Here is a 24,060-nt window from a genome sequence, read left to right on the forward strand (position 1 = left end):
AAAAATCGGGTCTTGACCTAAGCGTGACAGACAGGCAGGGCTGCGCCAGCCTTGCAAAAAATGCATGGCTGACCATGCGGGAATGTGACAACTATGGACTGGGACAAGCTTAGAATCTTTCACGCGGTAGCCGATGCAGGCAGCCTGACCCATGCCGGGGATACGCTGCATCTGTCCCAGTCAGCCGTCAGCCGTCAGATTCGTGCCCTGGAAGAATCGCTGGGAACCACCCTGTTCCACCGCCACGCGCGCGGGCTTATCCTGACCGAACAGGGTGAATTGCTGTTCGAAGCCACGTCATCCATGGCGCGCAAACTGGATTCCGCCTCGGCGCGCATCAAGGACAGCGAAGAAAATGTCCTTGGCGAGCTGAAGGTCACGGCAACCGTCGGCTTTGGCACGCTGTGGCTGGCTCCGCGACTGGTCAAGCTTTACAGAAAATACCCTGACCTGAAGATCGACCTGATTCTGGAAGAACGGGTCCTGGATCTGCCCATGCGCGAGGCCGATGTCGCCATCCGCATGAAAGAGCCCAGCCAGTCCGACCTGATCCGCCGGCGCCTGCTGAACATCCGTATGCGTCTCTATGCGACGACGGAATATCTGGCCCACGCCGGCACACCGAAAACCATGGAAGACCTGGCGAAGCACCGCATCATCTGCCAGAAAACCGATCAGCCACAGGTCGCGGCCGGTGCGCGGCTGGTACAGGAAGTCATGGCACAGAACGTCAATTCGACATTGACGGTCAACAACTACTTTGGCGTTCTGCAAAGCGTCCTGGCTCATGTCGGCATCGGCGTTCTGCCCGACTATCTGACCGCCGACCACCCGGAACTGGTCCGCGTTCTGGACGATACCGAATCCGGCGAAGTCCCGGTCTTCCTCGCCTATCCGGAAGAATTGCGCCAAACCCAGCGCGTTGCAGCCTTTCGCGATTTTGTCTTGGAAGAGATTCAGGCCTATCGCCGCTATCAAAGCGAAAACAGCAACGCCCATTGACGTAACCCCGCCAAAGAAAACGCGTTCGGGTAGTGAAACCCGCCGATTCGGCGGCGAATCTGCAACTTTGGCGTGTAGCCATTCGGCAACTGCATGTCGGCTATGCTGCGCGCGCAGCATGAAAAGACTTGAACCGTTCACATCCTGCCCATAAATCAGGCTACGAAGGCGATGGCAGCCTAACCGCGCATCACCTTCTACCTCCCTGTTGGACTTAGGCCGGGCTTAGTGCCCGGCTTTTTTTTGTCCTGATATGGCAAACCGGGCCGAGCGGACCCTTCCCATGGCGACTGACACGCCATAAAAGGCGCCAGACTCTACCGCCAGGAAGGACCAGAGATGCAGGAACCGTCGATCACCCCGGAACTGATCGCCGCGCACGGGCTCAAGCCCGAGGAATATGATCGCATTCTGGACATTATTGGCCGAGAGCCCAGTTTTACCGAACTGGGCATCTTCAGCGCCATGTGGAACGAACATTGCTCGTATAAATCCTCGAAGAAATGGCTGCGCACCCTGCCGACCGAAGGGCCTCAGGTCATCTGCGGACCGGGTGAGAACGCCGGCGTGGTCGATATCGGCGATGGACAGGCCGTGGTCTTCAAGATGGAAAGCCACAACCACCCCTCTTATATCGAGCCCCACCAGGGCGCGGCGACCGGCATCGGCGGCATCCTGCGCGATGTCTTCACCATGGGCGCCCGCCCGATTGCCGCTATGGATTCGCTGTCATTCGGACGCACCACCCACCCCAAGACCTCGCATCTGGTCAAGGGCGTGGTCGAAGGTATCGGCGCCTATGGCAACTGCTTTGGCGTGCCCAATGTCGGTGGCGAAGTGCGTTTTCACAAATCCTATGATGGCAACTGCCTCGTGAACGCCTTTGCGGCCGGCTTGGCCGATGCCGACAAGATATTCTACTCGGCGGCTTCAGGCGTGGGCATGCCGGTTGTCTATCTGGGTGCCAAGACCGGACGCGATGGCGTTGGCGGGGCCACCATGGCCTCGGCCGAATTCGACGACACGATCGAGGAAAAGCGCCCCACCGTTCAGGTCGGCGCGCCCTTCACCGAAAAATGCCTGCTGGAAGCCTGTCTGGAACTGATGGCCTCGGGTGCCGTGATCTCCATTCAGGACATGGGTGCAGCCGGTCTGACCTGCTCGGCCGTGGAAATGGGCGACAAGGGCGGTCTGGGCATCAAACTGCAACTTGATGCCGTGCCCCAGCGCGAAACCGACATGACCGCCTATGAAATGATGTTGTCGGAATCACAGGAACGCATGCTGATGGTGCTCAAGCCTGAAAAAGAGGCCGAAGCCCGCGCGATCTTTGAAAAATGGGATCTGGATTTCGCCATCGTTGGAGAGACCGTCGCCGAAGATCGTTTCCTGATCATCCATGGCAATGATGTCAAAGCCGATCTGCCGCTGTCCAAGCTGGCCTCCAGCGCGCCGGAATATGACCGCCCCTGGGTCGAAACCCCGCCCGCTGGCGACAACCCGACCCTGCCCGACATCCGCCCGATCGAGGCACTGAAGTCGCTGATCGGATCGCCCAATTATGCGCACAAGGCCTGGGTCTGGGAACAATACGACACGCAGGTCGGGGCCGACACGATCCGCCGCCCCGGCATTGGCGCCGGCGTCGTGCGCGTGCATGGCACCAACAAGGCCCTGGCCTTCACCAGCGATGTCACCCCGCGCTATGTCCGTGCCAATCCCTTTGAAGGCGGCAAACAGGCCGTCGCCGAGGCCTATCGCAATCTCTGCGCTGCCGGGGCCACGCCGCTGGCCACAACCGACAACCTGAATTTCGGCAATCCGGAAAAGCCCGAAATCATGGGCCAGTTCGTCGGCGCGATCAAAGGCATTGGCGAAGCCTGCCGTGCCCTGGACTTCCCCATCGTTTCCGGCAATGTCTCACTGTACAATGAAACCGATGGCACAGGCATCCTGCCGACCCCGACCATTGGCGGCGTGGGCCTGATCGAGGATCTCGGCGGGCTGATCTCCGGCCTGCCCTCCGAAGGCGATCTGCTGCTGGTCATCGGCGCGACCGAGGGGCATCTTGGCCAATCGGCGCTGGCTTATGAAGCCTTCGGGATCGAAAGCGGTGATGCGCCCCATGTCGATCTGGATGCCGAAAGGAAGCATGGCAGCTTCCTGCGCGACAACCGCGAACACCTGACTGCGGCAACCGATCTTTCGGATGGCGGTCTGGCACTGGCCGCATTCGAAATGGCCGAATCCGCCGGCTTGGGCGTCACGTTGGACAGCGATCAGATCGCGCAGCTCTTCGGCGAAGATCAGGCCCGCTACCTTGTGGCCTGCACTCCGGCAGGTGCCAAAGCCCTGACGGCAGCAGCGCAAGCGGCAGGGGTGCCCCTTGCGACGGTTGGCCGGATTGGCGGTGACACGGTTTCACTGGGCGGCGATACGGCCCCGCTGCAAGCACTGTCCTCGCTCTATCGCACGGCCTTCGCGGATGCGATCAGGGGCGACATGCCCGACCACGCATGAGCGTGACCCCGCCCACAGGCTTTGCCGCGATCATCACCGCGGCAGGTCGGGGCAGCCGCGCTGGCGGTGACCGCCCGAAACAATGGTGCCAGCTGGGTGATCGTCCCGTGCTGGCCCACACGCTGGCGGCATTTTCCGGCTTCGAGCGCGTGGTGCTGGTCGTGCATCCCGACGACATGGCTCGGGCCATCGCCCTGACCTGCGGCTCCGTCACCATCGTCACCGGCGGTGACAGCCGCGCGGCCAGCGTCAGGGCGGCGCTGGAATCGCTGGAACATAGCGACATCACCCATGTGCTGATCCATGACGGCGCGCGGCCCCTGGTCAGCGACGAGGTCATCAGCGGCGTCGTCATGGCCCTTTCTACAGGCGCAGAGGCCGCTGCACCGGCCGTTCCCGTGACGGATGCCCTCTGGCGCGGAGAGAACCAACGGGTGTGCGGGACGGCCTCGCGTGAAGGGCTGTATCGCGCCCAGACACCACAGGGTTTTGCCCTTGAAGCCATCTTGCAGGCCCATCGCAACCATCCGCAGGATGCAGCCGACGATGTCGAACTGGCACGCAGATCCGGGATCGAGGTTGCAATTACGCCCGGCGACGAGAACAATCTGAAAATCACCTATCCCGCAGATTTCGCGCGGGCAGAAAGACTGCTGAGAGGTCACATGGATATTCGTCTTGGCAATGGCTATGACGTCCACGCCTTCGGACCGGGCGATCATGTCTGGCTTTGCGGTGTGCAGATTCCCCATGATGCCGGTCTGGTTGGCCATTCCGACGCCGATGTCGGCATGCATGCCCTGACCGATGCGATCTATGGTGCGCTGGCCGAAGGCGATATCGGGCGCCATTTTCCGCCAAGCGATCCGCAATGGAAGGGTGCCGACAGCGCCATCTTCCTGCGCCACGCAGCCGAACTTGCCCGCAAGCGCGGATTTGCCTTCGGCAATGCCGATATCACCCTGATCTGCGAGGCCCCCAAGATCGGCCCCCATGCCGGTGCAATGCAGGATCGGCTGGCGGCAATCATGGATATTGATGCCTCGCGCATCAGCGTCAAGGCGACAACATCGGAACGCCTGGGCTTTACCGGCCGCCGCGAAGGGATCGCCGCGATTGCGACGATCGCTCTCATCAAGGAATAACGCATGGATCGTCTGCTTTGCATCTGGTTCGGAGCCGGGCTTCTGAAACCCGCACCGGGCACCTGGGGATCGGCCGTCGCCGTGCTGCTGGGGCTGCTGTTGCACCGTATCGGGCATTTCCCGTTGCTGGCCGCCGCCACGGTGATCGTGACGATTGTCGGCTTCCGGGCCGTGCGCCGCCATACACAGGGCATGAGCGATCCCGACCGCAGCGAGATCGTCATTGACGAAGTGGCTGGACAATGGCTCGCCCTCTGCTTTCCCTCGGCCGCCTTCTTCTTCGCCCAAATACCCTCTGACACCTTCCCCTATCCCGGCTGGCTGGCCGCATTCCTGTTCTTCCGCCTGTTCGACATCTGGAAGCCCTGGCTGGTCGGACGCGCCGATCGCAATGGCGGTGTTGACGGCGTGATGAAGGACGATCTCTGGGCCGGGCTCTTTGCCGGTATCGCCACGCTGCTGGCCGCCGCCTTTGCCCATCTGGTGCTGATGTGACCCTGGCAGCTCAGGTTCTGCAGGCGGCGCAGGCCCGCGGGGTGATGATCGCCACCGCCGAAAGCTGCACCGGCGGGCTGATCGCGGCCAGCCTGACCGAGATCCCCGGATCATCGGCAGTGGTCGATTGCGGCTTCATCACCTATTCCAATGCCGCCAAGCAACGGATGCTGGGCGTGGCCGCTGAAACCCTGCAGGCCCATGGCGCTGTCAGCATCGAGGTCGCCGCCGAAATGGCGCAGGGTGCGCTACAGCGCTCTCAGGCCGGGCTGGCAGTCTCTGTCACGGGGATTGCAGGTCCGGGGGGGTCAGAGCACAAGCCCGAAGGCCGCGTCTGTTTCGGTCTGGCACAGGCATCGGGCACGACCACCAGCCTGGTGGAATTCGGGGCATTGGGCCGCGCGAATGTCCGTCAGGCCACGGTGGAACATGCGTTGCAGATGCTGCTGGACGCCATGACCGATGACCCCACCTAGCTGCTAGGTCTCACCGCACAAAATCGCCGTCAGGCCGTCAATATCGGACTGGGGCGTGTTCCATGATGTCACCAGCCGCACCGGAACCGGATCCAGTCTTTCCGCCGACGCATCTGGCCAAAGGTGATATTTCGCATCCGCCGCCACGGCACGCTGATGCGCCGCCAGTGGGATCTCGGCAAAGACGGCATTGCTTTCCACCGGGGCCAGCAGCCGCCCTCCGGCCCGCTGGACGCCCTCGGCCAGTCTGACCGCCGCACAGTTCGCCCGACGCGCCAGATCCAGCCACAGGCCACTCTCGGACAGTGCCAGCATCTGCGCCGCCAGAAAGCGCTGTTTGGAAAAGACATGCCCCGACTGCTTGCGACGATAGTCAAAGCCTTCGGCGCGATCAGGATCAAAGAACAGCACCGCCTCTGCTGCCATGGCACCATTCTTGGTGCCACCAAAGCAAAGCGCATCGACACCCGCGCGCCAGGTCACATCCGCCGGTGCAGCATCCAGCGAGGCCATCGCGTTGGCAAAACGTGCGCCATCCATATGGACGGGCAGTCCGGCGGCATGGCTGACCTCGCAGAGCGCGGCAACTTCGTCCGGCGAATAGACCGTGCCCAATTCCGTGGCATTGGTCAGCGACACCATGGCATTGCACCCGCCATTCAGCCCCTCGCCTGCGCCGATACGGATTGCCTCTTTCAGCACATCGGGCCGCAGCTTGCCGGCATCCCCCGGAAGGGTGATCAGCTTGCCGCCGCCGGAAAAGAACTCGGGCGCGCCGCATTCGCTGGTTTCGATATGGGCATCACGGTGACAATAGATCCGGCCATATCCCGGAGACAGCTGGGCACAGACAAGCGCATTTGCCGCCGTGCCGGTCGCCACGAAACGCACGATCGCCTCGGGCGCCTCGAAAACCTCGCGCAGAGCGGCCGTTGCGCGCGCCGTGACCGGATCGGCACCATAACCCATCACCGCGCCATCGTTGCAGTCGACAAGCGCCTGCATGACGGCAGGATGCGCGCCATAGGCATTGTCCGAGGCGAAATTCACGAAAGCTCCTCGATGATGTGGTCTTCCCAGTCCTCTTCGCTCACCTCGGCCTCGCTGACGGTCCAGCCGCGCACGCTGACCTTGGCGCTGTGAACCGTTTCGGGATCACCCGAGATCAACGGATGCCATTTGTACAGGGGCCGCCCCTCATGACGCAGCCGATAGGCGCAGGTCGAAGGCAGCCACCAAGCGATTTCCTTCAGCTTTCCCGGTGTCAGCACAACACATTCAGGCACGAAATCATGTCGGTTTGCATAGGAACTGCATTGACAGCTGTGACCGTCAAGCAGCTTGCAGGCAACGCGGGTGAAGGCCAGTTCGCCGGTGTCCTCATATTCGATCTTGTTCAGGCAGCATTTGCCGCAACCGTCACAAAGAGCTTCCCATTCCTCGCGATCCAGCCGCGACAGAGGCAATTCCCAGAAACGTTCGCGCATCACACACCCGCCAGGATCATGCGTGCCTGATCGGCGTCATCCTCGATCTGCCGGATCAGGGCGTCCAGCGAGTCGAACCTGGCTTCGTCCCGCAGGAAATCGACCAGCGCAATGGACAGATGTTGCCCATACAGATCGCCCGAGAAATCGAAAAGATGCACCTCCAGATTGGGTTCGTTGCGCCCGAACATGGGCCGCACACCAAGGCTGGCGACCCCCTTGCAAGACAGCTGCGCCGAGCCGGTCAGCACATCGACCAGCACCGCATAGACGCCCAGGCGCGGAAGATGCAGATCATCCAGCCGCATGTTGGCAGTGGGCCAGCCCAGCTCGCGTCCGCGCTTTTCGCCATGCACGACTTCGCCCTCGATGCGGTGCCAATGTCCCAGCATCCGTTCGGCATCGCGCGGCCGCCCCTCGGCGAGGGCGGCGCGAATGGCGGTCGAACTGTATTCCTGCCCTTCATGGCCGACCAGCGGAACTGCGGTCACGCCGAAACCAAGCTGCGCCCCAAGTTCACGCAAGATCTCGACATTGCCCGAACGCTTGTGGCCAAAGCAGAAATCCTGCCCGACCGTCACATGGGCAACACCCAGACCATCGACCAGAACCTCGCGCGCAAAGGCCTCGGGCGTCAGACCGGCAATCACCGGACCGAACGGCAACTCATACAGATGCTGAGCCCCCAGTCGCGCCAGTCGATTGGCGCGGGCCTCGGAGTTCATCAATCTGAAAGGCGGAGCGTCCGGCGCAAAGAACTGACGCGGATGCGGTTCAAAGGTCAGGATTCCCAGGGGCGCATCTGCAGCCTTGCGCGCGGCATCAATGACCGCGCGATGCCCCATGTGTACGCCGTCGAAATTACCCATGGCAACCGATGCGCCTCGGGCGTCAGCCGGTATCCCTGTCCAGTCGCGATGGATATGCACTAGGCCCCCAATGGGGCGCAGCCGCCCCGTCAGTCGAACTTGCGGCTTGGGGCCAGCACGACCGCCTCGCCTTTTAGCACGACCGTATCGCCCACGAGACAGCGGGTTGCAAGCGTCACTCGTCTTTTCGCGTGATCGATTGTTTCGACTGTCACTTCTGCACGCACCATGTCACCGGGACGAACAGGCGCCATGAATTTCAGCGTCTGGCCCAGATAGACCGTGCCATGACCCGGCAGTTGCTCTCCGATCACGGCCGAAACAAGCCCCGCGGTCAGCATCCCATGGGCTATACGTCCCTCAAAGATGGTGTCCTGCGCATAGCTGTCATCCAGATGCACGGGATTGCGGTCAGTAGAAACCTCGGCAAACAGCTCGATATCGCGATCGGTGATCTGCTTTTGCAAATGACGCGTCATCCCGACCTCGAGATCCTCGATGACGATCGTGCCACGGGGGAAATTGTCAAACATGGTCTCTTCCATCTGCTGCGCCGGGGTTATTCTGACATTCATGCTGCATAGCAGCATTCAATCCGTCGCGCAACAAAATATACACACACTACCAATCGGCGACATATTATTGCCGAACGAAATCCCACCCCCGACAACAGAAAAGGCCCGCTTGCAACAAGCGGGCCTTTGGAAAATTCATTCAGAACAGGGTCAGCGCAGTCGCCCGATGCTGTATTCAGGATGCAATTGACGCGAGGCCAGCCATTCGCGCAGCAGCTCGGGGTCGGGGTTTTCGACATCATCGCCAAATGCCGCGGCAGCCAGGCCGCCGGTCACGAACAATGCGTCGATCCCCTCTTGCGCAGCGCCGCGAATGTCGGTGTTGATCCCGTCACCCACGGCCAGAATCCGCGAATTGTCGGTCAGATTCATCAGTCGCCGGGCACGCTCATAGATTGGCGGATGCGGCTTGCCGAAATAAAGCGACTCGCCGCCAAGTTCCTCATAGAATTCGGCCAGGGCACCGGCGCAGTAGATCCGCGTCTCGCCCATATCCACCACGACATCCGGATTGGCGCAAAGCAGCTTCAGCCCGCGCTCGCGCGCCAGCATGAAACGCGCGCGATAATCCTCGGGTGCCTCGTTGATCTCGTCAAAGGGGCCCGTCGCGACGATTCCCTCGGCTTCCTCAAGGGGGACGCGGGTCACATCGGGCTGGTCAGCCCATTCCTCGGGGACATCATTGAAGAAGCCGTCATCCTTCGCGGTGCCGATATGCCAGACCTTGCGCCCGACTGCTCCGGCAAACATGGCGTCCTGCGCGGCATCGCCCGAGCTGATCACCATGTCCCAAGTATCTCGCGGCACATTCATGCGATCAAGCTGGGCGATCACATATTGGTTCGGACGCGGCGCATTGGTCATCAACACGACGCGCCCGCCATTCTTGCGGAAGTCCTGCAATGCGGCGACGGCGGCGGCATAGGGCTGCTTGCCATTGTGCAGGCACCCCCAGAGATCGCAGAACAAGACGTCGTAATTCGTGCCGATCTGCGAAAGCGATTGAATGATCCGGGTCATCAGATGGCCAATGCCGGCATGATCTGCTTCTTGCGGCTCAGCACACCGGGCAGGACAACGGTATCGCCAGAGACTGTCACGCCAAAGCTCTTCTCGGCGATCTGTTTGACCAGATCATTGGGGATCAGCAGGGTCGCCTCTTCGTTCAGGATATCAATGATGAACAACAGAACCTCATCCGCGCCATCGGCACCGGCAACCACCGGCATGGCCGCCATCAGGTTCGCCTTGCGGTCCAGCAGGACGCGCGGCGCGGTGGTTTCCAGAACCGAAACGCGCAGCTTCTTGCCACCCACCTCGAATTCCTTGCTGTCCATGCGCAGCAGATCTTCATCACTGAATTCGCTGACATCGGATTTCGCCGCGAACATCTCGGCAGCGAATTCCGGAATATCGACGCCCAGTTCCGCCGCCAGTTTCTCGGCAATGGCGCGATCATGGTCGGTGGTGGTCGGGCTGCGGAATTCCATCGTGTCGGACAGAATGCAGGTCAGCATCGCCCCTTTGATCGCATCAGGCATCTGCGCCATGTCATCACCGATCAGGTCATGCATGATCGTGGCCGTGCAGGCCAGCGGGCGAATGGTAATATTGATCGGGCTGCGCGTCTTGATGCCGCCAACCAGCATGTGGTGGTCGATGATCTCGATCACATTGGCATCGTTGATCGATTTCGGAAGCTCGGCGGGATTGTTGGTGTCGACAATGACGCAATCCTCGCCCTCGGCGACATCGCTGATGATCTCGGGCTTGTCCAGATTCCAGCGGGTCAGCATCCATGCTGCCTCGGTATTCGGCTCGCCCTGCAAGACGGCCTTTGCAGGCAACTTGCGGATTTCGTTAAGATACCAGGCCCAGACGATAGGAGAGCCGGTCGAATCTGTATCGGGGGCGGTATGTCCGAAGACCTTGATCATGTTGCACCTCTAAAGGGGTTCCGAAGTCGCGCGACTTATAGGCGCGGCAGGCCGTGATGTCCACGCGCCCCAAGCTTCGGCAACCCGGAGCTGCCATCAAAAAAGGCGCCCCTTTCGGGACGCCCACAGCAACAGGATCCGAATGCCCTGTCAGGCCGCACGCGACAGCAGAACCTCTTCGACGCGCTTCTGGGCAGAACCTTCGTCAAGGCCGCTGACGGCAGCCACTTCGCGAGTCAGCCGGTCCAGCGCAGCTTCGTAAAGCTGACGTTCGGAATAGGATTGTTCACGCTGTTCATCATTGCGGTGCAGATCGCGCACCACTTCGGCGATCGACATCAGATCGCCGGAATTGATCTTCTGATCATATTCCTGGGCACGACGCGACCACATGGCCCGCTTGACCCGGGCCTTGCCCTTCAGGGTTTCCAGCGCACGGTCGATCAGATCAGGCGAGGACAAGCCGCGCATTCCGATTTCGCTGGCACGGGCCGTCGGCACGCGCAGCGTCATCTTGTCCTTTTCGAAAGAGATCACAAACATCTCCAGACGCAATCCTGCGACTTCCTGCTCTTCGATCGACACGATCTGGCCGACACCATGCGCAGGGTAGACAACAAAGTCGTCAGGACGAAATTCGCTTTTCTTGGCTTTGGACATTCAGGCTTCCTCTAGGTGGCGCCCTGTCGAGGGCACAAAAGACCGTAAGCGGCACATGCCACCTGCGGTCCGATTCTTGATCTTTGTCTTTACCTCATGGCCGGCAGAGAACATGAGGGGTCAATACGGGCGCGCATCCGCCGGGCCTCTGACACCAGACGGACACAAATGAGAATTGAACATAGCATAAATTCGCCCACAAAAAAAGTGGCGCGAAAACACCCGCGCAATGCCATACGCAGGCGTCTTTCCGCTTCGATTTCAGCGCCCTGACGAGTTTCGACCGCGTCATCACGGCAACGTCAGAACGAATCGCCCGTACTATCGGTCAAACATCAACCTTAATCAGCACGTCCGCCTCAGTCACCCTCGCCCGGCGTCTCGGAAAAATATTTTTCCAGCTTTCCGGCCACGCCGTCCATCTCCTCTGCCGTGGGCAGGGGATCCTTCTTCTGGGTGATGACCGGCCATTGCTCCGAGTATTTGCGGTTGAACTCGACCCATTTCTCCATCTCCGGCTCGGTATCGGGACGGATGGCGTCAGCCGGGCATTCCGGTTCACAAACCCCGCAGTCGATACATTCGTCGGGATGAATGACCAATGTGTTCTCACCCTCGTAAAAGCAGTCCACGGGACAGACCTCTACACAGTCGGTATATTTGCACATGATGCAATTATCGGTGACAACATAAGTCATTGCATACTCCAGTTCGATCCGCGCTGACAGTTACGCCTGCGGCCGGAATCATTCAAGGTCACCCGTGCTGAAAAGACCTGTGTCTTTGTCCTGCCGGAACTCGCAGAACATCCGTTCGCCAGCAGGTGCGCACAGGCGAAATCTGACCCGCCGGTCAGCAATCAGCCGGACTTCTGGGCCGCGCCATCATCGAGGATCTCGTAGGATTCCCTTGCTTCACTGGCCGGGCCACGCCGTTCAGGCAAGGCCGTGACCCGGATGCAGCGCAGATGTCCGAAAGCCGAGATGACAATCAGGTCACCGGGACGAATCGCGCGTCCCGGCTTGCGGCAGGGCTGCCCGTTCAGGCGAATGCCACCCCGTTCTATCCGCTCGGCCGCAACTCCGCGCGATTTGAAAAACCGCGCGAAGAACAGCCATTTGTCCAGCCGCAGGGTTTCGGCCGTCTCGCTCACTTCTTGGTCTTGAGCGCCGCAAGAACCGCGAAGGGGCTGTCAGGATCGGTCTTTTTCTCGGGTCGAGAGGAAAAGGTCTTGGGCGATTGCTTCTGCGGCTTGCCGCCCTTGCGCGGACCACCCTTGCCTCTTGGCTTGCCGCCTTCGCGCGCCGGCTTGTCAGCGCGCGCATCGGCCTGCCCCGCATCGCGGCGCTGACCGCCCTTGCGCCCCTGTCCATCACCCTGCGGGCGACGGTTGTTGCGCGGTCTGGGTGCCCAACGGAAGGTGTAAAACACCTCGGTCTCGGCTGCGGCAGGGGGTTCCTTGTCGGTCTCGCCCTCTTCGGCTGCGGCGGCACGACGCTTCTCGGCCTGTTCGGCTTCCCATTTGGCGCGGGTTTCGGCCGCCAGCACGCTTTCCTCTTCGGTCAGCGGCGCATCCGAAGCCTCGGGCGCAGGAGCCTCGGGCTGAACCGGAGCGGCGGCCTTGACCTTGGGACGTTCGCCCTTCTCTGCCGAATAGCCCAGCCCCTGCATCAGCCCCGCGAATTGCTCCAGCGTCATGCCGGTGATCGACAGCATGTCCGGATTCGCCTCGAAGCCGCCCCGCGTGTCCTGTGCGCGCAGCAGGTCGGCCAGACGTTCCAGCATGTCGATGCGGATGGCACGCTCGCCCGCCGGGCGATAGCCCGACAGCGTGTAATACCCGTCCGGAACCTCGGGGATATGGGGAATCGTCACCAGCCCCGGCGGGGGGCTCTCGGGAAATTCGTCCAGCCCCTGGGCCAGCGACCAAAGCACCAGACGCAGACGCGTCGGTGCCGGTTTCAGCAAGGCCGGCATGAAGATCGTGAACTGGCCAAAGCGGACGCCATGCTTGCGCAACATGCCGCGGGCTTCCTGGTCCAGTTCCTTCACTTCATTGGCCACACCCTCGCGGGCCACGACTCCAAGCGTCTCGACCAGACGGAAGGCAAAGCCACGGGCAAGCCCGGTCAGGCTTTCGTCCTTCTGCATGGCGATCAGCGGTTCGAACAGGGCGCTGATCTTGCGATCGATGAAATGCTGAAGGCGGCGCTTGACCTTTTCGGCGATATCTTCGCCGGCCTCTTCATCAACGAAGACCTGCACCGAGGGGCTGAGCGGATCGGCACCTTTGACCAGCTTGCCGACCGCGGAACCACCCCACATCAGGCCGCCCTGTTCGGTAAAGTCCAGCTCGGTATCAGGCGCGTTATAAAAGCGATCTGCCCGCAGATGAAACTCGGGACGCAGCGCTTCATAGCTGACCCTGTTCAGCATCTTCGCCTCGTCCGCCGTTGCGGTCTGGTCGGGACGAAAGCGGAAACCTTCCAGTCGACCGGCGAATTCGCCCTCGACACTTACTTCGCCCTTGTCGTTCACTTCGGCCACAAGGCTCTCCTTCTGCTTGAGCCGGCGCAAGAGCACGGATGTGCGCCGGTCCACAAATCGTTGGGTCAACGCTGCATGCAGCGCATCTGACAGGCGGTCTTCTACAGCGCGAGTTTCTCCGCGCCAATGACTTTCGTCATCAACCCAGCCTGACCGCTGCGCGACATAGGTCCATGTGCGAATATATGCCAGTCTCTTCGAGAGTGCATCAATATCGCCATGCGTCTTGTCGATTCGCGCGATTGCCCGCGCAAGCCAGTCAGACGGGATGCGCCCATCCTGCAAGAAACCATAGATTCGAGCCAGAAGGCTGCTGTGTTCGCCGGTCGATATCTTGCGAAAATCCGGAACCCGGCAGACATCCCACAACAGCCGCACGTCCTTGCCGCCCTGCACGCGGTCGCGGATTTCCGGCATCTCGCGCAGGACCTTCAGCGCGTGAATGTCATCGGCTTCGCGCCCGCGGGTCAGCAATTCGTGGTCCGGTCCGGTCTCGAGGCTCTGCAGCAGTCGATCCATCGTGCCGTATTCCAGCCTGGTGTTGCGCCACATCAGACGGCTGATGGGTTGAAAGCGGTGGTTCTCGATGGCCGAGATCAGCCCCTCATCAAGAATCCCGGCTTCGCCGGTGACGCCGAAGCTGCCGGATTCCGTGTGCCGCCCGGCACGGCCGGCAATCTGGCCCAATTCATGGGGAAACAGTGCCCTGACACGGCGCCCATCGAACTTGTGCGTCGCGCTGAAGGCCACATGGCGGATATCAAGATTCAGCCCCATGCCGATGGCATCGGTCGCGACCAGATAATCGACCTCTCCGGCCTGATACATCTCGACCTGGGCGTTACGCGTGCGCGGCGACAGGGCACCCATGACCACCGCGCAGCCGCCCTTCTGGCGGCGCAGCAATTCGGCCATCGCATAGACGTCATCGACGCTGAAACCGACAATGGCCGAACGCGTCGGCATCCGGCTGAGCTTTTTCGATCCGGCCCACGACAGCGTGGAGAACCGCTCGCGCCGCTGGAACTGAACCCCCGGCACCAAGGCTGCAATCGCAGGGCGCATGGTGTCGCTGCCAAGGAAAAGCGTTTCCTGCAGGCCGCGCAGGTTCAGCAGCCGGTCGGTAAAGACATGACCCCGATCGGGGTCGGCGCACAACTGGATTTCATCGATGGCGACGAAATCGGCACCGACCTCGGGCATGGCCTCGGTCGTGGCGACCCAATACTGGACGCGATCAGGCACGATGCGTTCTTCCCCCGTCACCAGGGCAACGACCGAGGGGCCGCGCAGCTTGACAATCCGGTCATAGACCTCGCGCGCCAGAAGGCGCAGCGGCAGGCCGATGACCCCGCTGCGATGCGCCAGCATCCGTTCGATTGCGTAATGGGTCTTGCCGGTATTGGTCGGCCCCAGAACGGCCGTGATCCGGCCTTTGTCATGCATGCTCATGGCCCTAGATATCGGTGCCCTGACGCTGATCTTCCAGTCTCTGGACAGCGTCAATCGCCTCTTGCTGATGGGGATGGATTTCCAGACTTTGACGATAGGCCTTCAGCGCCCGTTCCTCATCGCCGATTTCCTCGAGCATGGCCCCCAACTGGGTCAGCGCGACGAAATGTCGCGGCTCAAGCTGAAGCGCATGCGCCAGATCGTCAATGGCAGGACCGACTTTCCCGGCCGCGGCATAGGCCTGGGCGCGCGCCAGCCATCCGGCGGCAAAATCCGGGGCATGATCGGTCAGCGCGGTCAGATGCCCGATGGCCAGATCGATCTCTCCCAGGTCCAGCGCCTCTTCGCCGCGCTTGAGCAACAGGTCCATCGCAGCCGAGCCCGATTTTGACCACTCGCGCAGGATATCCGCCTCGGCGATTCGCCAGCCCTCCCCGTCGGGATCCGCCAGTTGCGCAAAGGATTCCTGCATGTGCGATCCGTCCTGCGCCAGCGCAACGTCAGCCTGTGCGAAAACTGTTGCGCAAATGATGAAAATCGGAACTATTCGAGACCGTAATGCCGCGACGACACGGTGGAAATATGCTGGTTCGTGGCCCATAGTCGTGGTGTAACCCAGCCCGGCCACCGGGCACCAGCCCAAGCGCGAAAAGAGGACCGAAATGAGCAAAGTTGTGACTGCTGCCGTTGAAAAGCTGAATGAAAAGATCGGCAGCTTCGGTTCGACCGCAAAATTCGTGATCGAGGACGAAGGCGCGATCATGATCGATGAAAACGGCGTCCATGCGGGCGATGAAGAGGCCGAGGTAACGCTGAAGGCCAGCCGCGAAACCTTTGAAGGCATCCTGAATGGCAGCGTGAACCCCACCACCGCCTTCATGACCGGCAAGCTGAAGATCGACGGCAACATGGGTGTCGCGATGCAGCTTGGCCAGGCCCTTTCCTGAACAGGTTCAGATGATCGAGGCGGCTCCATTTCATCAGCTTCCGGGCGACAGCAGTCGCCCGGCCCGGGCCTTCTGGGCGACGGCCGATGACGGGATCCGCCTGCGCATGGCCTTGTGGGAACATGAATCACCACAGACCAATGGCACGGTGCTGCTGTTTCCCGGCCGCACCGAATATGTCGAGAAATATGCGCCCTTTGCACAGCGACTGAACGCCGAAGGCTATACCGTTCTTGCCATCGACTGGCGGGGCCAGGGCATGTCCGCGCGTTTGCAGGAAGATCCCCGACCGGGGCATATCGGGGAATTTTCGGATTATCAGCGCGACGTGATCGAAATGGTCACCGCGGCGACCGAACTGGATCTGCCCCGACCGTGGCACCTGCTGGCCCATTCCATGGGCGGCTGCATCGGGCTGGCGGCGCTGCATGACGGGCTGCCGGTGGAAACGGCGGTCTTCTCGGCGCCGATGTGGGGAATCAACCTGTCTCCCCTGCCTCTCTGGGCTGCATCCGCCATTGCCTATGTCGCCGGCCGGCTGGGTCGGGGCGGACGGGCGGTTCCCGGCACCGGTGCCAAGGGCACCTATTTGCTGGATGAGGCGTTCAGCACGAACCTGCTGACATCGGATATAGACGAATGGTGCCGCCTGATGCGTGAAGCCGCGGCCTGGCCCGAGCTGACCATCGGCGGCGCGACATTCGATTGGGTCGGCAAGGCACTGAAGGAATCTGCGCGTCTGTCACGCATGGAATCACCCCGACATCCGATGACCGTCTCGTTGGGCAGCGAGGAGAGCATCGTTTCGACCAAGGCGATTGCCGAACGCAGCGAACAATGGCCCGGCTCGCGGCTATTGCATCTCGAAGGTGCCCGCCATGAAGCCATGATGGAAGCGCCGCCCCGGCGCGAGATATTCCTTCGGGCGGCACTTGAGAGATTTCAGTCGGTCTGACCTTCGGCGCCCCCCGTCTCGGCCGGCTTCGCGACATCCGACACGGCCTTGCCATCCACCACGCCGGGCAGACGCAAGCGCACGCGCTTGATGCGACGTGGATCGGCATCGACAACCTCGAATTCGACTCCTGAACTGTGCGAGATCACCTCGCCGCGCAGCGGGACGCGCCCCGTCAACATGAAGATCAGACCTCCCAGCGTGTCGATCTCTTCATCCTCGTCATCGCTGGCAAGCTTGACGCCGGTTTCAGCCTCGACCTCGTTCAGGGGCGCGCGGGCCTGTATCAGCCATTGGCCGGGCTTCTCTGCCACCCAAAGACCGCCTTCAACCTCGTCATGTTCGTCCTGAATCTCGCCGATGACCTGTTCGATCAGATCCTCGATGGTCACCAGGCCGTCCACGCCGCCATATTCGTCGATCACCAGCGCCATATGCGTGCGCTTCTGCTGCATCTGCTGCAACAGAACGCCGATCGGCATCGAGGGCGGAACATAAAGCAGCGGGCGAAGCATCGGGCGAAGCGTGAATTTTCCGCCCACCCCGAAACCATGTTTCAGCGCCAGGTCTTTCAGGTGGATCAGGCCAAGCGGGCTGTCCAGCGTGCCGCGAAAGACGGGAATGCGCGAAAACCCATGTTCGCGAAACATCTCGACCATGTCCTCCAGCGAGATATTCAGCGGCGCGGCAACGATCTCGGCCTTGGGAATGGCAACGTCATCAACCCGCAGGCGGCGCAGATTGACCATCCCAGGCGCTGGCTGGGCGGGGCGGCGCTCGGGATGTTCGGGCTGTTTCTCATCCTCATCCGAACCGCTCAGGGCATCCAGGAAACGTCCGAAGAACCCGCGAGTCTGAGGTAACTCGGCCTCGCCGTCCTGCTGAGAGTTGTTGCCGTCATCGACAAGCGAATATTCGGGTAATCGCGGTTCGGATCTCATTGGACCTTCTCGTCATAGGGGTCGGGGACATGCAGTTCCTGCAGGATCAACCTTTCGGTTGCCTCCATGACTTCTGCATCGGGATCATTCTGATGGTCATAGCCCAGCAGATGCAACACGGCGTGGACCAGCAGATGCAGGGCGTGATGCTCAAAGGGCTTGCCCTGCGCCTTGGCTTCGGCACGGCAGGTTTCATAGGCAATGGCGATATCGCCAAGCTCTTCCTCGTCGGGAAGAGCGGGCCGTTCCCCCGGCGCATGGGGGACATGTTCCACCGAGGGCCATGACAAGACGTTGGTGGCGCGTGGCTTGCCGCGGAAATCGGCGTTCAGCGCAGCAATGCGCTGATCATCGCATCCCATGACAACCACTTCGCCGCCAATCTCATGCCAGTGCAGGGTGGCTTCGACTGCGCGTTCAGCCAGGCCCTCAAGCCCGGCCTCTTCCCATCGCTCATCTTCGATGACGCAATCCGTGGCTATTTCTTCAGGCATCATTCCGAATGGCGCGGCGTGGAACATATCCGCCCCGACCATCTCCACTTTCACCGCGTGCGAGCGCTGCGGCATCTTCGGCGTCATAGGCATTGATGATCCGGGCCACCAGCGGATGGCGCACGACATCCTTGGCCGTGAAATAATTGAAGCTGATACCTTTCACACCATCCAGAATCCGTTCCGCGTCACTGAGCCCCGACTGCATGCCCCGCGGCAGGTCGATCTGGGTTCGGTCCCCGGTGATGACCATGCGCGATCCCTCGCCCAGACGGGTCAGGAACATCTTCATCTGCATCTGGGTTGCGTTCTGCGCCTCGTCAAGAACTACGAAACTGTTGGAAAGGGTCCGACCGCGCATGAAGGCCAGAGGTGCGATCTCGATCCGTTTTTCCTCGATCAGTTTCTGCATCTGTTTCGACGGCAGGAAATCATTCAGCGCATCATATAGTGGCTGCATGTAGGGATCGACTTTCTCCTTCATGTCGCCGGGCAGAAAGCCCAGGCGCTCACCCGCCTCGACAGCGGGACGCGACAGGATGATCCGGTCCACCTGCCCGCCGATCAGCATGGTCACGCCGACGGCAACGGCCAGATAGGTCTTGCCGGTCCCCGCCGGACCAATGCCGAAGGCCAGTTCATTCTCGAACAGAGACCGGACATAGGCCCGTTGCGCATCGGTGCGCGGCTCGACCGATTTCTTGCGGGTGCGCAGTTCGTAATTTCCGCCCGAGAACATTTCCAGCTGTTCAGTTGGCGATGTTTCGGGCACCACATCCACCCCCATCCGCAGTGCTGCGTCGATTTCTGCCGGGGTGACCGGCTTGCTTTGCTCAAGCCTTGCATAGAGGCTGTTCAGCAATTGCTCTGCCTCGATCTGCGCTTCGGCATCGCCGACGACGGCAAGCTGGTTGCCACGCCGAAGAATATGGATGCTCAGGGCTTCCTCGATCTGTGCCAGATGGCGGTCATTGACACCGCACAGATCAATCAACAAGCGATTGTCAGGGAATTCCAACAGGGTTTCGCCAGAATGTGTCGCGACGGGGGGCGTTGGGGTCAGGCCCAAATCTATCTCCTGCTCAGTCTTGTATGTCTATGGTGGCAATCCGAAGGGATTCGCACAAGATCATGTTGAACGATTGCACATTCCAGATTGCACAATCTGTGAAAATTGCGGTCATAGGTGGCAGATCCGACCCTGGATGACAGCGCTCATGTCCCGGCCTTGCCCAGAAAACCCGCAAGTTGCGGCGCATCATCCATGGCACCCACCGGACCATCCCAGGCAATCTGCCCGTCCTGCAGCAACACGACCCTGTCGGCAATCGTGCGCACCGAATCCATGTCGTGGGTGATGGTGATGGCGGTGGCCCCGGTCTCGCGCACGATATCGCGGATCAGCCCGTTGATTCGCCGCGCCCGGATCGGATCCAGCCCGGTCGTTGGTTCATCGAAGAAGATCACTTCGGGGTCATCGGCAATGGCGCGGGCCAGTCCGGCGCGCTTGGCCATGCCGCCGGACAGTTCGGCGGGCATCAGGTCAGCGGTATCTGCAGCCAGTCCAACGCGGGCCAGCTTCTCGATGGCAATCGCCTTGGCCCGCTGTGCCGGCATGCGCTGCATCAGCCGGAATGCGACATTCTGCCAGACGGTCAGGCTGTCAAACAAGGCCGCGCCCTGGAACAGCATGCCAAAGCCGCGCATGAACTCGGCCCGGCGGCGCACGTCCAGCGGCTGGCCGCGCCACAGGATCGCGCCCGCATCGGGGCGCTCCAACCCCAATATGCAGCGCAGCAGCACGGATTTCCCGGTGCCCGACTGACCGATCACGCAAAGGCTTTCTCCCTGCGCCACGGTCAGGTTGATGCCCGTCAGAACGTGCTTGTCTCCGAATGACTTGTGCAGGCCCTGCAGCGCGATCATCGGAAGAACATCCCGGTCAATGCAAAATTGGCGGCCAATATGCCGACAGCCGCGGCGACCACGGCCGATTTCGTCGCCCGGCCCACGCCTTCGGCCCCCCGCCCTGAGTGCATGCCAAACCAGCACCCGCTGACCGCGACGATCAGCCCGAAGAACGCGCCCTTGATCAGGCCGGACATGACGTCCCAATATTCCAGATAGGCCCAGCTGTTGGAAAGATAGGTGGCCGAATTGAACCCAAGTGAATTGATGCCGATCAGCCAGCCGCCCATGATCCCGATCACGTCCCCGACCGCCACCAGGCAGGGCACGGTCAGCATGGCCGCCCAGAGCCGCGGCGTCACCAGCCAGCGCATCGGATCGGTTGACAGGGTTATCAGCGCGTCGATCTGTTCGGTCACCTTCATGGTGCCGATCTCGGCGGCGATGCTGCTGGCAACGCGCGCCGCGACCATCAGCCCCCCCAGAACCGGCCCCAACTCGCGCACCATGCCGATGGCGACGATCGCCGGCACGACGTCACCGGCCTGAAAGCGCGCCCCGCCAGAATGGATCTGCAGCGCCAGTGCCGCGCCGGTGAACAGGGCGGTCAGACCGACCACGGGCAGGGAAAGCCAGCCGATCTGCAGCAATTGCGTCAGAAAGACACGCAGATAAAACGGCCTGACTCTGAAAAGCCCCCGCATCACGAACAGCGCCAGCGCTCCGGTTCCCCGGATACCGCGCAACGTGGCCCGCCCGATCAGCCCGACAGGGTTCACAGATATGTCCGCTCGTATCGCTGCCCCAGCGACGTCAGGATTTCATAGCCGATGGTTCCGGCGTAATCGGCCACACGATCAATGGGCTGCTCGTCACAGATCAGATCAAGTTCGGCCGGAACGCCATCGAGGGCGCTGACATCGGCGGTCACGAGATCCATCGACACCCGCCCCACGATGGGACAGGGCCTGCCATCAGCGTAAAGGCTGGCCCCACTGGAGGACAGGGCACGGAAAATGCCATCAGCATAACCGGCAGCCACGGTCGCAATGCGGCAGCGCTCCGTAGCTGTCCAGGTTGAACCATAGCCGACGAATTCGCCCGGCTCGACCACACGCGTCTGGATCACCGGCAGCGACAGGCGCACGACGGGCCGTGCCTGCGCAAAGGGCAGGCCGCCATACATGCCGATTCCCGGGCGGACCAGATCGAAGTGATAATCCTTGCCCAGCAGGATGCCTCCGGTCGCGGCCAGCGACAACGGCACGTCACAGCCCTCGGTCATGGCGCGGAATGCGGCAAGCTGGCTGGCATTGGCGGGATGTTCGGGCTCATCGGCGCAGGCCAGATGAGACATGATGAAAGCGGGTCCGGCGGCCAATGCCTCGTCACGAATCGAGGCCCATTCCGCGGCCTCCATCCCAAGGCGGTTCATGCCGCTGTCCAGTTGCAGCGCGAAGGGCTGACCCGGACGCATGGCGCGATCGCGGAAGAACTGTTCAGTGCTGTTGAGAACCGGCACCAGCCCGCTCAGGTCCTGCCCTTCCATATGTCCCGACAGGACATTGATGCGGGCGTCCTCGGGCAGATGCCCGCGCAGCACCTGCCCTTCGCGGGCCAGCGCCACGAAGAAGTCGCGCGCTCCGGCCTCATAGAGTGCCGCGGCCACCCTGCCCGCGCCCAGGCCGTAAGCATCGGCCTTGACCACGGCGGCTGCCCGCGCTGTTGGAGCCATGGACGCAAGCGCCCGCCAGTTGGCCACGATGGCCTGAATATCGATCTGAAGTCCCATGCCGGTGGCATGACGCCGGCCCCCGCCCTCGTCAAGCCCACAGCGTCGAAATGCCGCTTTTGCATTTTTGCAATTTGCGATGGATCATTACCACATAGTTTGCAAATTTCCTTGATTTTTCTTTCCTGCAACCTCGTGTCAGGATAGTTTGCAGCAACTGAACCGGGAGGCTTGCCATGAAGGATATTCTGCAAGAGTTGGAGCGCCGTCGTGATGAAGCGCGGCTGGGTGGCGGCCAACGTCGCATCGACGCCCAACACAAGCGCGGCAAGCTGACCGCGCGCGAACGAATTGAGCTGCTTCTGGACGAAGGCAGTTTCGAAGAATTCGACATGTTCGTCGCCCATCGCAGCACCGATTTCGGAATGCAGGAAGACCGCCCCTATGGTGACGGGGTCGTCACGGGCTGGGGCACGATCAATGGCCGCATGACCTATGTCTTTTCGCAGGACTTCACGGTCTTTGGCGGCTCTCTGTCGGAAACCCATGCCCAGAAGATCTGCAAGGTCATGGACATGGCCATGCAGAATGGTGCCCCGATCATCGGCATCAATGATTCCGGCGGCGCGCGGATCCAGGAGGGCGTGGCCAGCCTTGCCGGCTATGCCGATGTGTTCCAGCGCAACATCATGGCCTCGGGTGTCATCCCGCAGATCAGCGTGATCATGGGGCCCTGCGCGGGCGGTGCTGTCTATTCCCCGGCGATGACCGACTTCATCTTCATGGTGAAGGACACATCCTATATGTTCGTGACCGGCCCGGATGTCGTGAAGACCGTCACCAATGAGGTCGTCACGGCCGAACAGCTTGGCGGTGCGGGCACGCACACCAGGAAAAGCTCGGTCGCCGATGGTGCATTCGAGAATGATGTCGAAGCCCTGTCCGAAATTCGCAGGCTGTTCGACTTTCTGCCGATGAACAATCGCGACACCGTCCCGGTTCGCCCCTTCTTCGACGACCCGGCCCGCATCGAGGAAAGTCTGGACACATTGATTCCGGACAATCCCAATCAGCCCTATGACATGAAGGAACTGATCGTGAAGATCGCCGACGAGGGCGACTTCTACGAGATCCAGAAGGACTTTGCGGGCAATATCATCACCGGCTTCATCCGGCTGGAAGGGCGCACCGTCGGCGTCGTCGCCAACCAGCCGATGGTTCTGGCAGGCTGTCTGGATATCGACAGCTCGCGCAAGGCAGCGCGCTTCGTGCGTTTCTGCGATGCCTTCGAAATCCCGATCCTGACCTTCGTCGATGTTCCCGGCTTCCTGCCTGGCACCGGACAGGAATATGGCGGCGTCATCAAGCATGGCGCAAAGCTGCTGTTTGCCTATGGCGAAGCCACGGTCCCCAAAGTCACCGTCATCACCCGCAAGGCTTATGGCGGTGCCTATGACGTCATGGCATCCAAACATCTGCGGGGCGATTTCAACTATGCCTGGCCCACGGCCGAGATCGCCGTGATGGGTGCCAAGGGCGCGGTCGAGATTCTCTATCGCAACGAATTGGGCGACAACGACAAGATCGCGGCGCGCACCAAGGATTACGAGGACCGTTTTGCCAATCCCTTCGTGGCGGCCGAAAAGGGCTTTATCGACGAGGTGATCCAGCCCCGTTCGACCCGTCGCCGGGTGGCGCGCGCCTTTGCCTCGCTGCGCAGCAAGAAGCTGTCCAACCCGTGGAAAAAACACGACAACATTCCTCTGTAGTCGGCGGGACAGAATGAGAATGCACATCTGCGTGAATGATGCAGCCAGGCCACAGACCCGCAAGGTTTCACCTGCGGGCGAGTTGCGGTGCTGTCTCGGGCGACCACGGGACGGTAACATCCAAGTCAGGTCGGCCCGAGAAGAGGACG

25 protein-coding genes are annotated in these 24,060 nt (G+C 61.4%); 8 read left to right on the forward strand and 17 right to left on the reverse strand.

Annotated elements, in window-relative coordinates; translation table 11 throughout:
- The first annotated feature begins 93 nt into the window (after positions 1–93).
- The 5 genes from JHW44_RS08410 (at position 94) to JHW44_RS08430 (ending at position 5,638) form a co-directional block, all read left to right on the forward strand.
- Positions 94–1,002 (forward strand): LysR family transcriptional regulator, encoded by a 909-nt coding sequence (locus JHW44_RS08410; RefSeq protein WP_089343391.1) that lies wholly within the window; start codon positions 94–96, stop codon positions 1,000–1,002.
- A gap of 339 nt (positions 1,003–1,341) precedes the next feature.
- Positions 1,342–3,522, forward strand: a complete 2,181-nt coding sequence (gene purL / locus JHW44_RS08415) for a phosphoribosylformylglycinamidine synthase subunit PurL (protein ID WP_089343390.1) — start codon at positions 1,342–1,344, stop codon at positions 3,520–3,522.
- The gene (locus tag JHW44_RS08420; protein ID WP_089343389.1) at positions 3,519–4,667 is read left to right on the forward strand and encodes a bifunctional 2-C-methyl-D-erythritol 4-phosphate cytidylyltransferase/2-C-methyl-D-erythritol 2,4-cyclodiphosphate synthase; all 1,149 of its coding nucleotides are present in this window, start codon (positions 3,519–3,521) and stop codon (positions 4,665–4,667) included. Before purL ends, JHW44_RS08420 begins: the two co-directional genes overlap by 4 nt.
- Positions 4,668–4,670: 3 nt before the next feature.
- Entirely contained in the window at positions 4,671–5,162 is a 492-nt protein-coding gene (locus JHW44_RS08425; protein ID WP_089343388.1) for a phosphatidylglycerophosphatase A family protein, read from the forward strand.
- A complete protein-coding gene (locus JHW44_RS08430) occupies positions 5,159–5,638 on the forward strand; it encodes a CinA family protein (protein ID WP_089343387.1) in 480 nt (159 codons plus the stop codon). The genes JHW44_RS08425 and JHW44_RS08430 overlap by 4 nt, the downstream gene beginning before the upstream one ends.
- A gap of 3 nt (positions 5,639–5,641) precedes the next feature.
- Here JHW44_RS08430 and JHW44_RS08435 read toward each other — a convergent pair whose 3' ends face one another.
- The 11 genes from JHW44_RS08435 to JHW44_RS08485 form a co-directional block, all read right to left on the reverse strand.
- Entirely contained in the window at positions 5,642–6,688 is a 1,047-nt protein-coding gene (locus JHW44_RS08435) for a threonine aldolase family protein (RefSeq protein WP_089343386.1), read from the reverse strand.
- Positions 6,685–7,125, reverse strand: coding sequence for a YcgN family cysteine cluster protein (locus JHW44_RS08440; protein ID WP_089343385.1), 441 nt, complete (start codon positions 7,123–7,125; stop codon positions 6,685–6,687). The genes JHW44_RS08435 and JHW44_RS08440 overlap by 4 nt, the downstream gene beginning before the upstream one ends.
- Complete coding sequence (locus JHW44_RS08445; protein WP_089343384.1) at positions 7,125–8,054, reverse strand: bifunctional riboflavin kinase/FAD synthetase; 930 nt, start codon at positions 8,052–8,054, stop codon at positions 7,125–7,127. Before JHW44_RS08445 ends, JHW44_RS08440 begins: the two co-directional genes overlap by 1 nt.
- A 29-nt stretch (positions 8,055–8,083) precedes the next feature.
- Positions 8,084–8,527: a MaoC family dehydratase gene (locus JHW44_RS08450; protein WP_089343617.1), complete on the reverse strand. Its 444-nt coding sequence runs from the start codon at positions 8,525–8,527 to the stop codon at positions 8,084–8,086.
- Between the two features lie 192 nt (positions 8,528–8,719).
- A complete protein-coding gene (locus JHW44_RS08455; RefSeq protein WP_089343383.1) occupies positions 8,720–9,589 on the reverse strand; it encodes a TIGR01459 family HAD-type hydrolase in 870 nt (289 codons plus the stop codon).
- Positions 9,589–10,506 carry a manganese-dependent inorganic pyrophosphatase gene (locus tag JHW44_RS08460; RefSeq protein WP_089343382.1) on the reverse strand — a complete coding sequence of 306 codons (918 nt, stop codon included), beginning with the start codon at positions 10,504–10,506 and terminating at the stop codon, positions 9,589–9,591. The genes JHW44_RS08455 and JHW44_RS08460 overlap by 1 nt, the downstream gene beginning before the upstream one ends.
- Positions 10,507–10,656: 150 nt before the next feature.
- A complete protein-coding gene (locus tag JHW44_RS08465) occupies positions 10,657–11,166 on the reverse strand; it encodes a CarD family transcriptional regulator (RefSeq protein WP_089343381.1) in 510 nt (169 codons plus the stop codon).
- Between the two features lie 359 nt (positions 11,167–11,525).
- On the reverse strand, positions 11,526–11,864 hold the full coding sequence (fdxA, locus tag JHW44_RS08470) for a ferredoxin FdxA (RefSeq protein WP_089343380.1): 339 nt from the start codon (positions 11,862–11,864) through the stop codon (positions 11,526–11,528).
- Between the two features lie 161 nt (positions 11,865–12,025).
- Positions 12,026–12,319 carry an RNA-binding S4 domain-containing protein gene (locus JHW44_RS08475; RefSeq protein WP_089343379.1) on the reverse strand — a complete coding sequence of 98 codons (294 nt, stop codon included), beginning with the start codon at positions 12,317–12,319 and terminating at the stop codon, positions 12,026–12,028.
- Positions 12,316–15,159, reverse strand: a complete 2,844-nt coding sequence (locus JHW44_RS08480; protein ID WP_089343616.1) for a helicase-related protein — start codon at positions 15,157–15,159, stop codon at positions 12,316–12,318. The genes JHW44_RS08475 and JHW44_RS08480 overlap by 4 nt, the downstream gene beginning before the upstream one ends.
- 10 nt (positions 15,160–15,169) lie before the next feature.
- Positions 15,170–15,637, reverse strand: coding sequence for a tetratricopeptide repeat protein (locus JHW44_RS08485; RefSeq protein WP_245846874.1), 468 nt, complete (start codon positions 15,635–15,637; stop codon positions 15,170–15,172).
- Positions 15,638–15,827: 190 nt separating this feature from the next.
- Here JHW44_RS08485 and JHW44_RS08490 point away from each other — a divergent pair, with 190 nt between their 5' ends.
- Positions 15,828–16,112, forward strand: coding sequence for an SCP2 sterol-binding domain-containing protein (locus tag JHW44_RS08490; protein WP_089343378.1), 285 nt, complete (start codon positions 15,828–15,830; stop codon positions 16,110–16,112).
- A gap of 10 nt (positions 16,113–16,122) precedes the next feature.
- Complete coding sequence (locus JHW44_RS08495; RefSeq protein WP_245846872.1) at positions 16,123–17,067, forward strand: alpha/beta fold hydrolase; 945 nt, start codon at positions 16,123–16,125, stop codon at positions 17,065–17,067.
- Here JHW44_RS08495 and JHW44_RS08500 read toward each other — a convergent pair.
- The 6 genes from JHW44_RS08500 to alr form a co-directional block, all read right to left on the reverse strand.
- Positions 17,055–18,008 (reverse strand): hemolysin family protein, encoded by a 954-nt coding sequence (locus JHW44_RS08500; protein WP_089343377.1) that lies wholly within the window; start codon positions 18,006–18,008, stop codon positions 17,055–17,057. The genes JHW44_RS08495 and JHW44_RS08500 overlap by 13 nt on opposite strands.
- Positions 18,005–18,505, reverse strand: a complete 501-nt coding sequence (gene ybeY, locus JHW44_RS08505) for an rRNA maturation RNase YbeY (protein ID WP_089343613.1) — start codon at positions 18,503–18,505, stop codon at positions 18,005–18,007. Before ybeY ends, JHW44_RS08500 begins: the two co-directional genes overlap by 4 nt.
- Positions 18,495–19,571, reverse strand: coding sequence for a PhoH family protein (locus JHW44_RS08510; RefSeq protein ID WP_089343376.1), 1,077 nt, complete (start codon positions 19,569–19,571; stop codon positions 18,495–18,497). Before JHW44_RS08510 ends, ybeY begins: the two co-directional genes overlap by 11 nt.
- A gap of 146 nt (positions 19,572–19,717) precedes the next feature.
- Positions 19,718–20,428, reverse strand: coding sequence for an ABC transporter ATP-binding protein (locus tag JHW44_RS08515; protein ID WP_089343375.1), 711 nt, complete (start codon positions 20,426–20,428; stop codon positions 19,718–19,720).
- On the reverse strand, positions 20,425–21,189 hold the full coding sequence (locus JHW44_RS08520) for an MlaE family ABC transporter permease (RefSeq protein WP_089343374.1): 765 nt from the start codon (positions 21,187–21,189) through the stop codon (positions 20,425–20,427). The genes JHW44_RS08515 and JHW44_RS08520 overlap by 4 nt, the downstream gene beginning before the upstream one ends.
- A complete protein-coding gene (gene alr / locus JHW44_RS08525) occupies positions 21,186–22,202 on the reverse strand; it encodes an alanine racemase (protein ID WP_089343373.1) in 1,017 nt (338 codons plus the stop codon). The genes JHW44_RS08520 and alr overlap by 4 nt, the downstream gene beginning before the upstream one ends.
- A gap of 176 nt (positions 22,203–22,378) precedes the next feature.
- On the opposite strand from alr, the gene JHW44_RS08530 reads away from it, so the two are divergent.
- The gene (locus JHW44_RS08530; protein ID WP_089343372.1) at positions 22,379–23,911 is read left to right on the forward strand and encodes an acyl-CoA carboxylase subunit beta; all 1,533 of its coding nucleotides are present in this window, start codon (positions 22,379–22,381) and stop codon (positions 23,909–23,911) included.
- The last annotated feature ends 149 nt before the right edge of the window (positions 23,912–24,060 follow it).

This window comes from Paracoccus seriniphilus (genome assembly GCF_028553745.1).
Classification (GTDB): Bacteria; Pseudomonadota; Alphaproteobacteria; order Rhodobacterales; family Rhodobacteraceae; genus Paracoccus; species Paracoccus seriniphilus.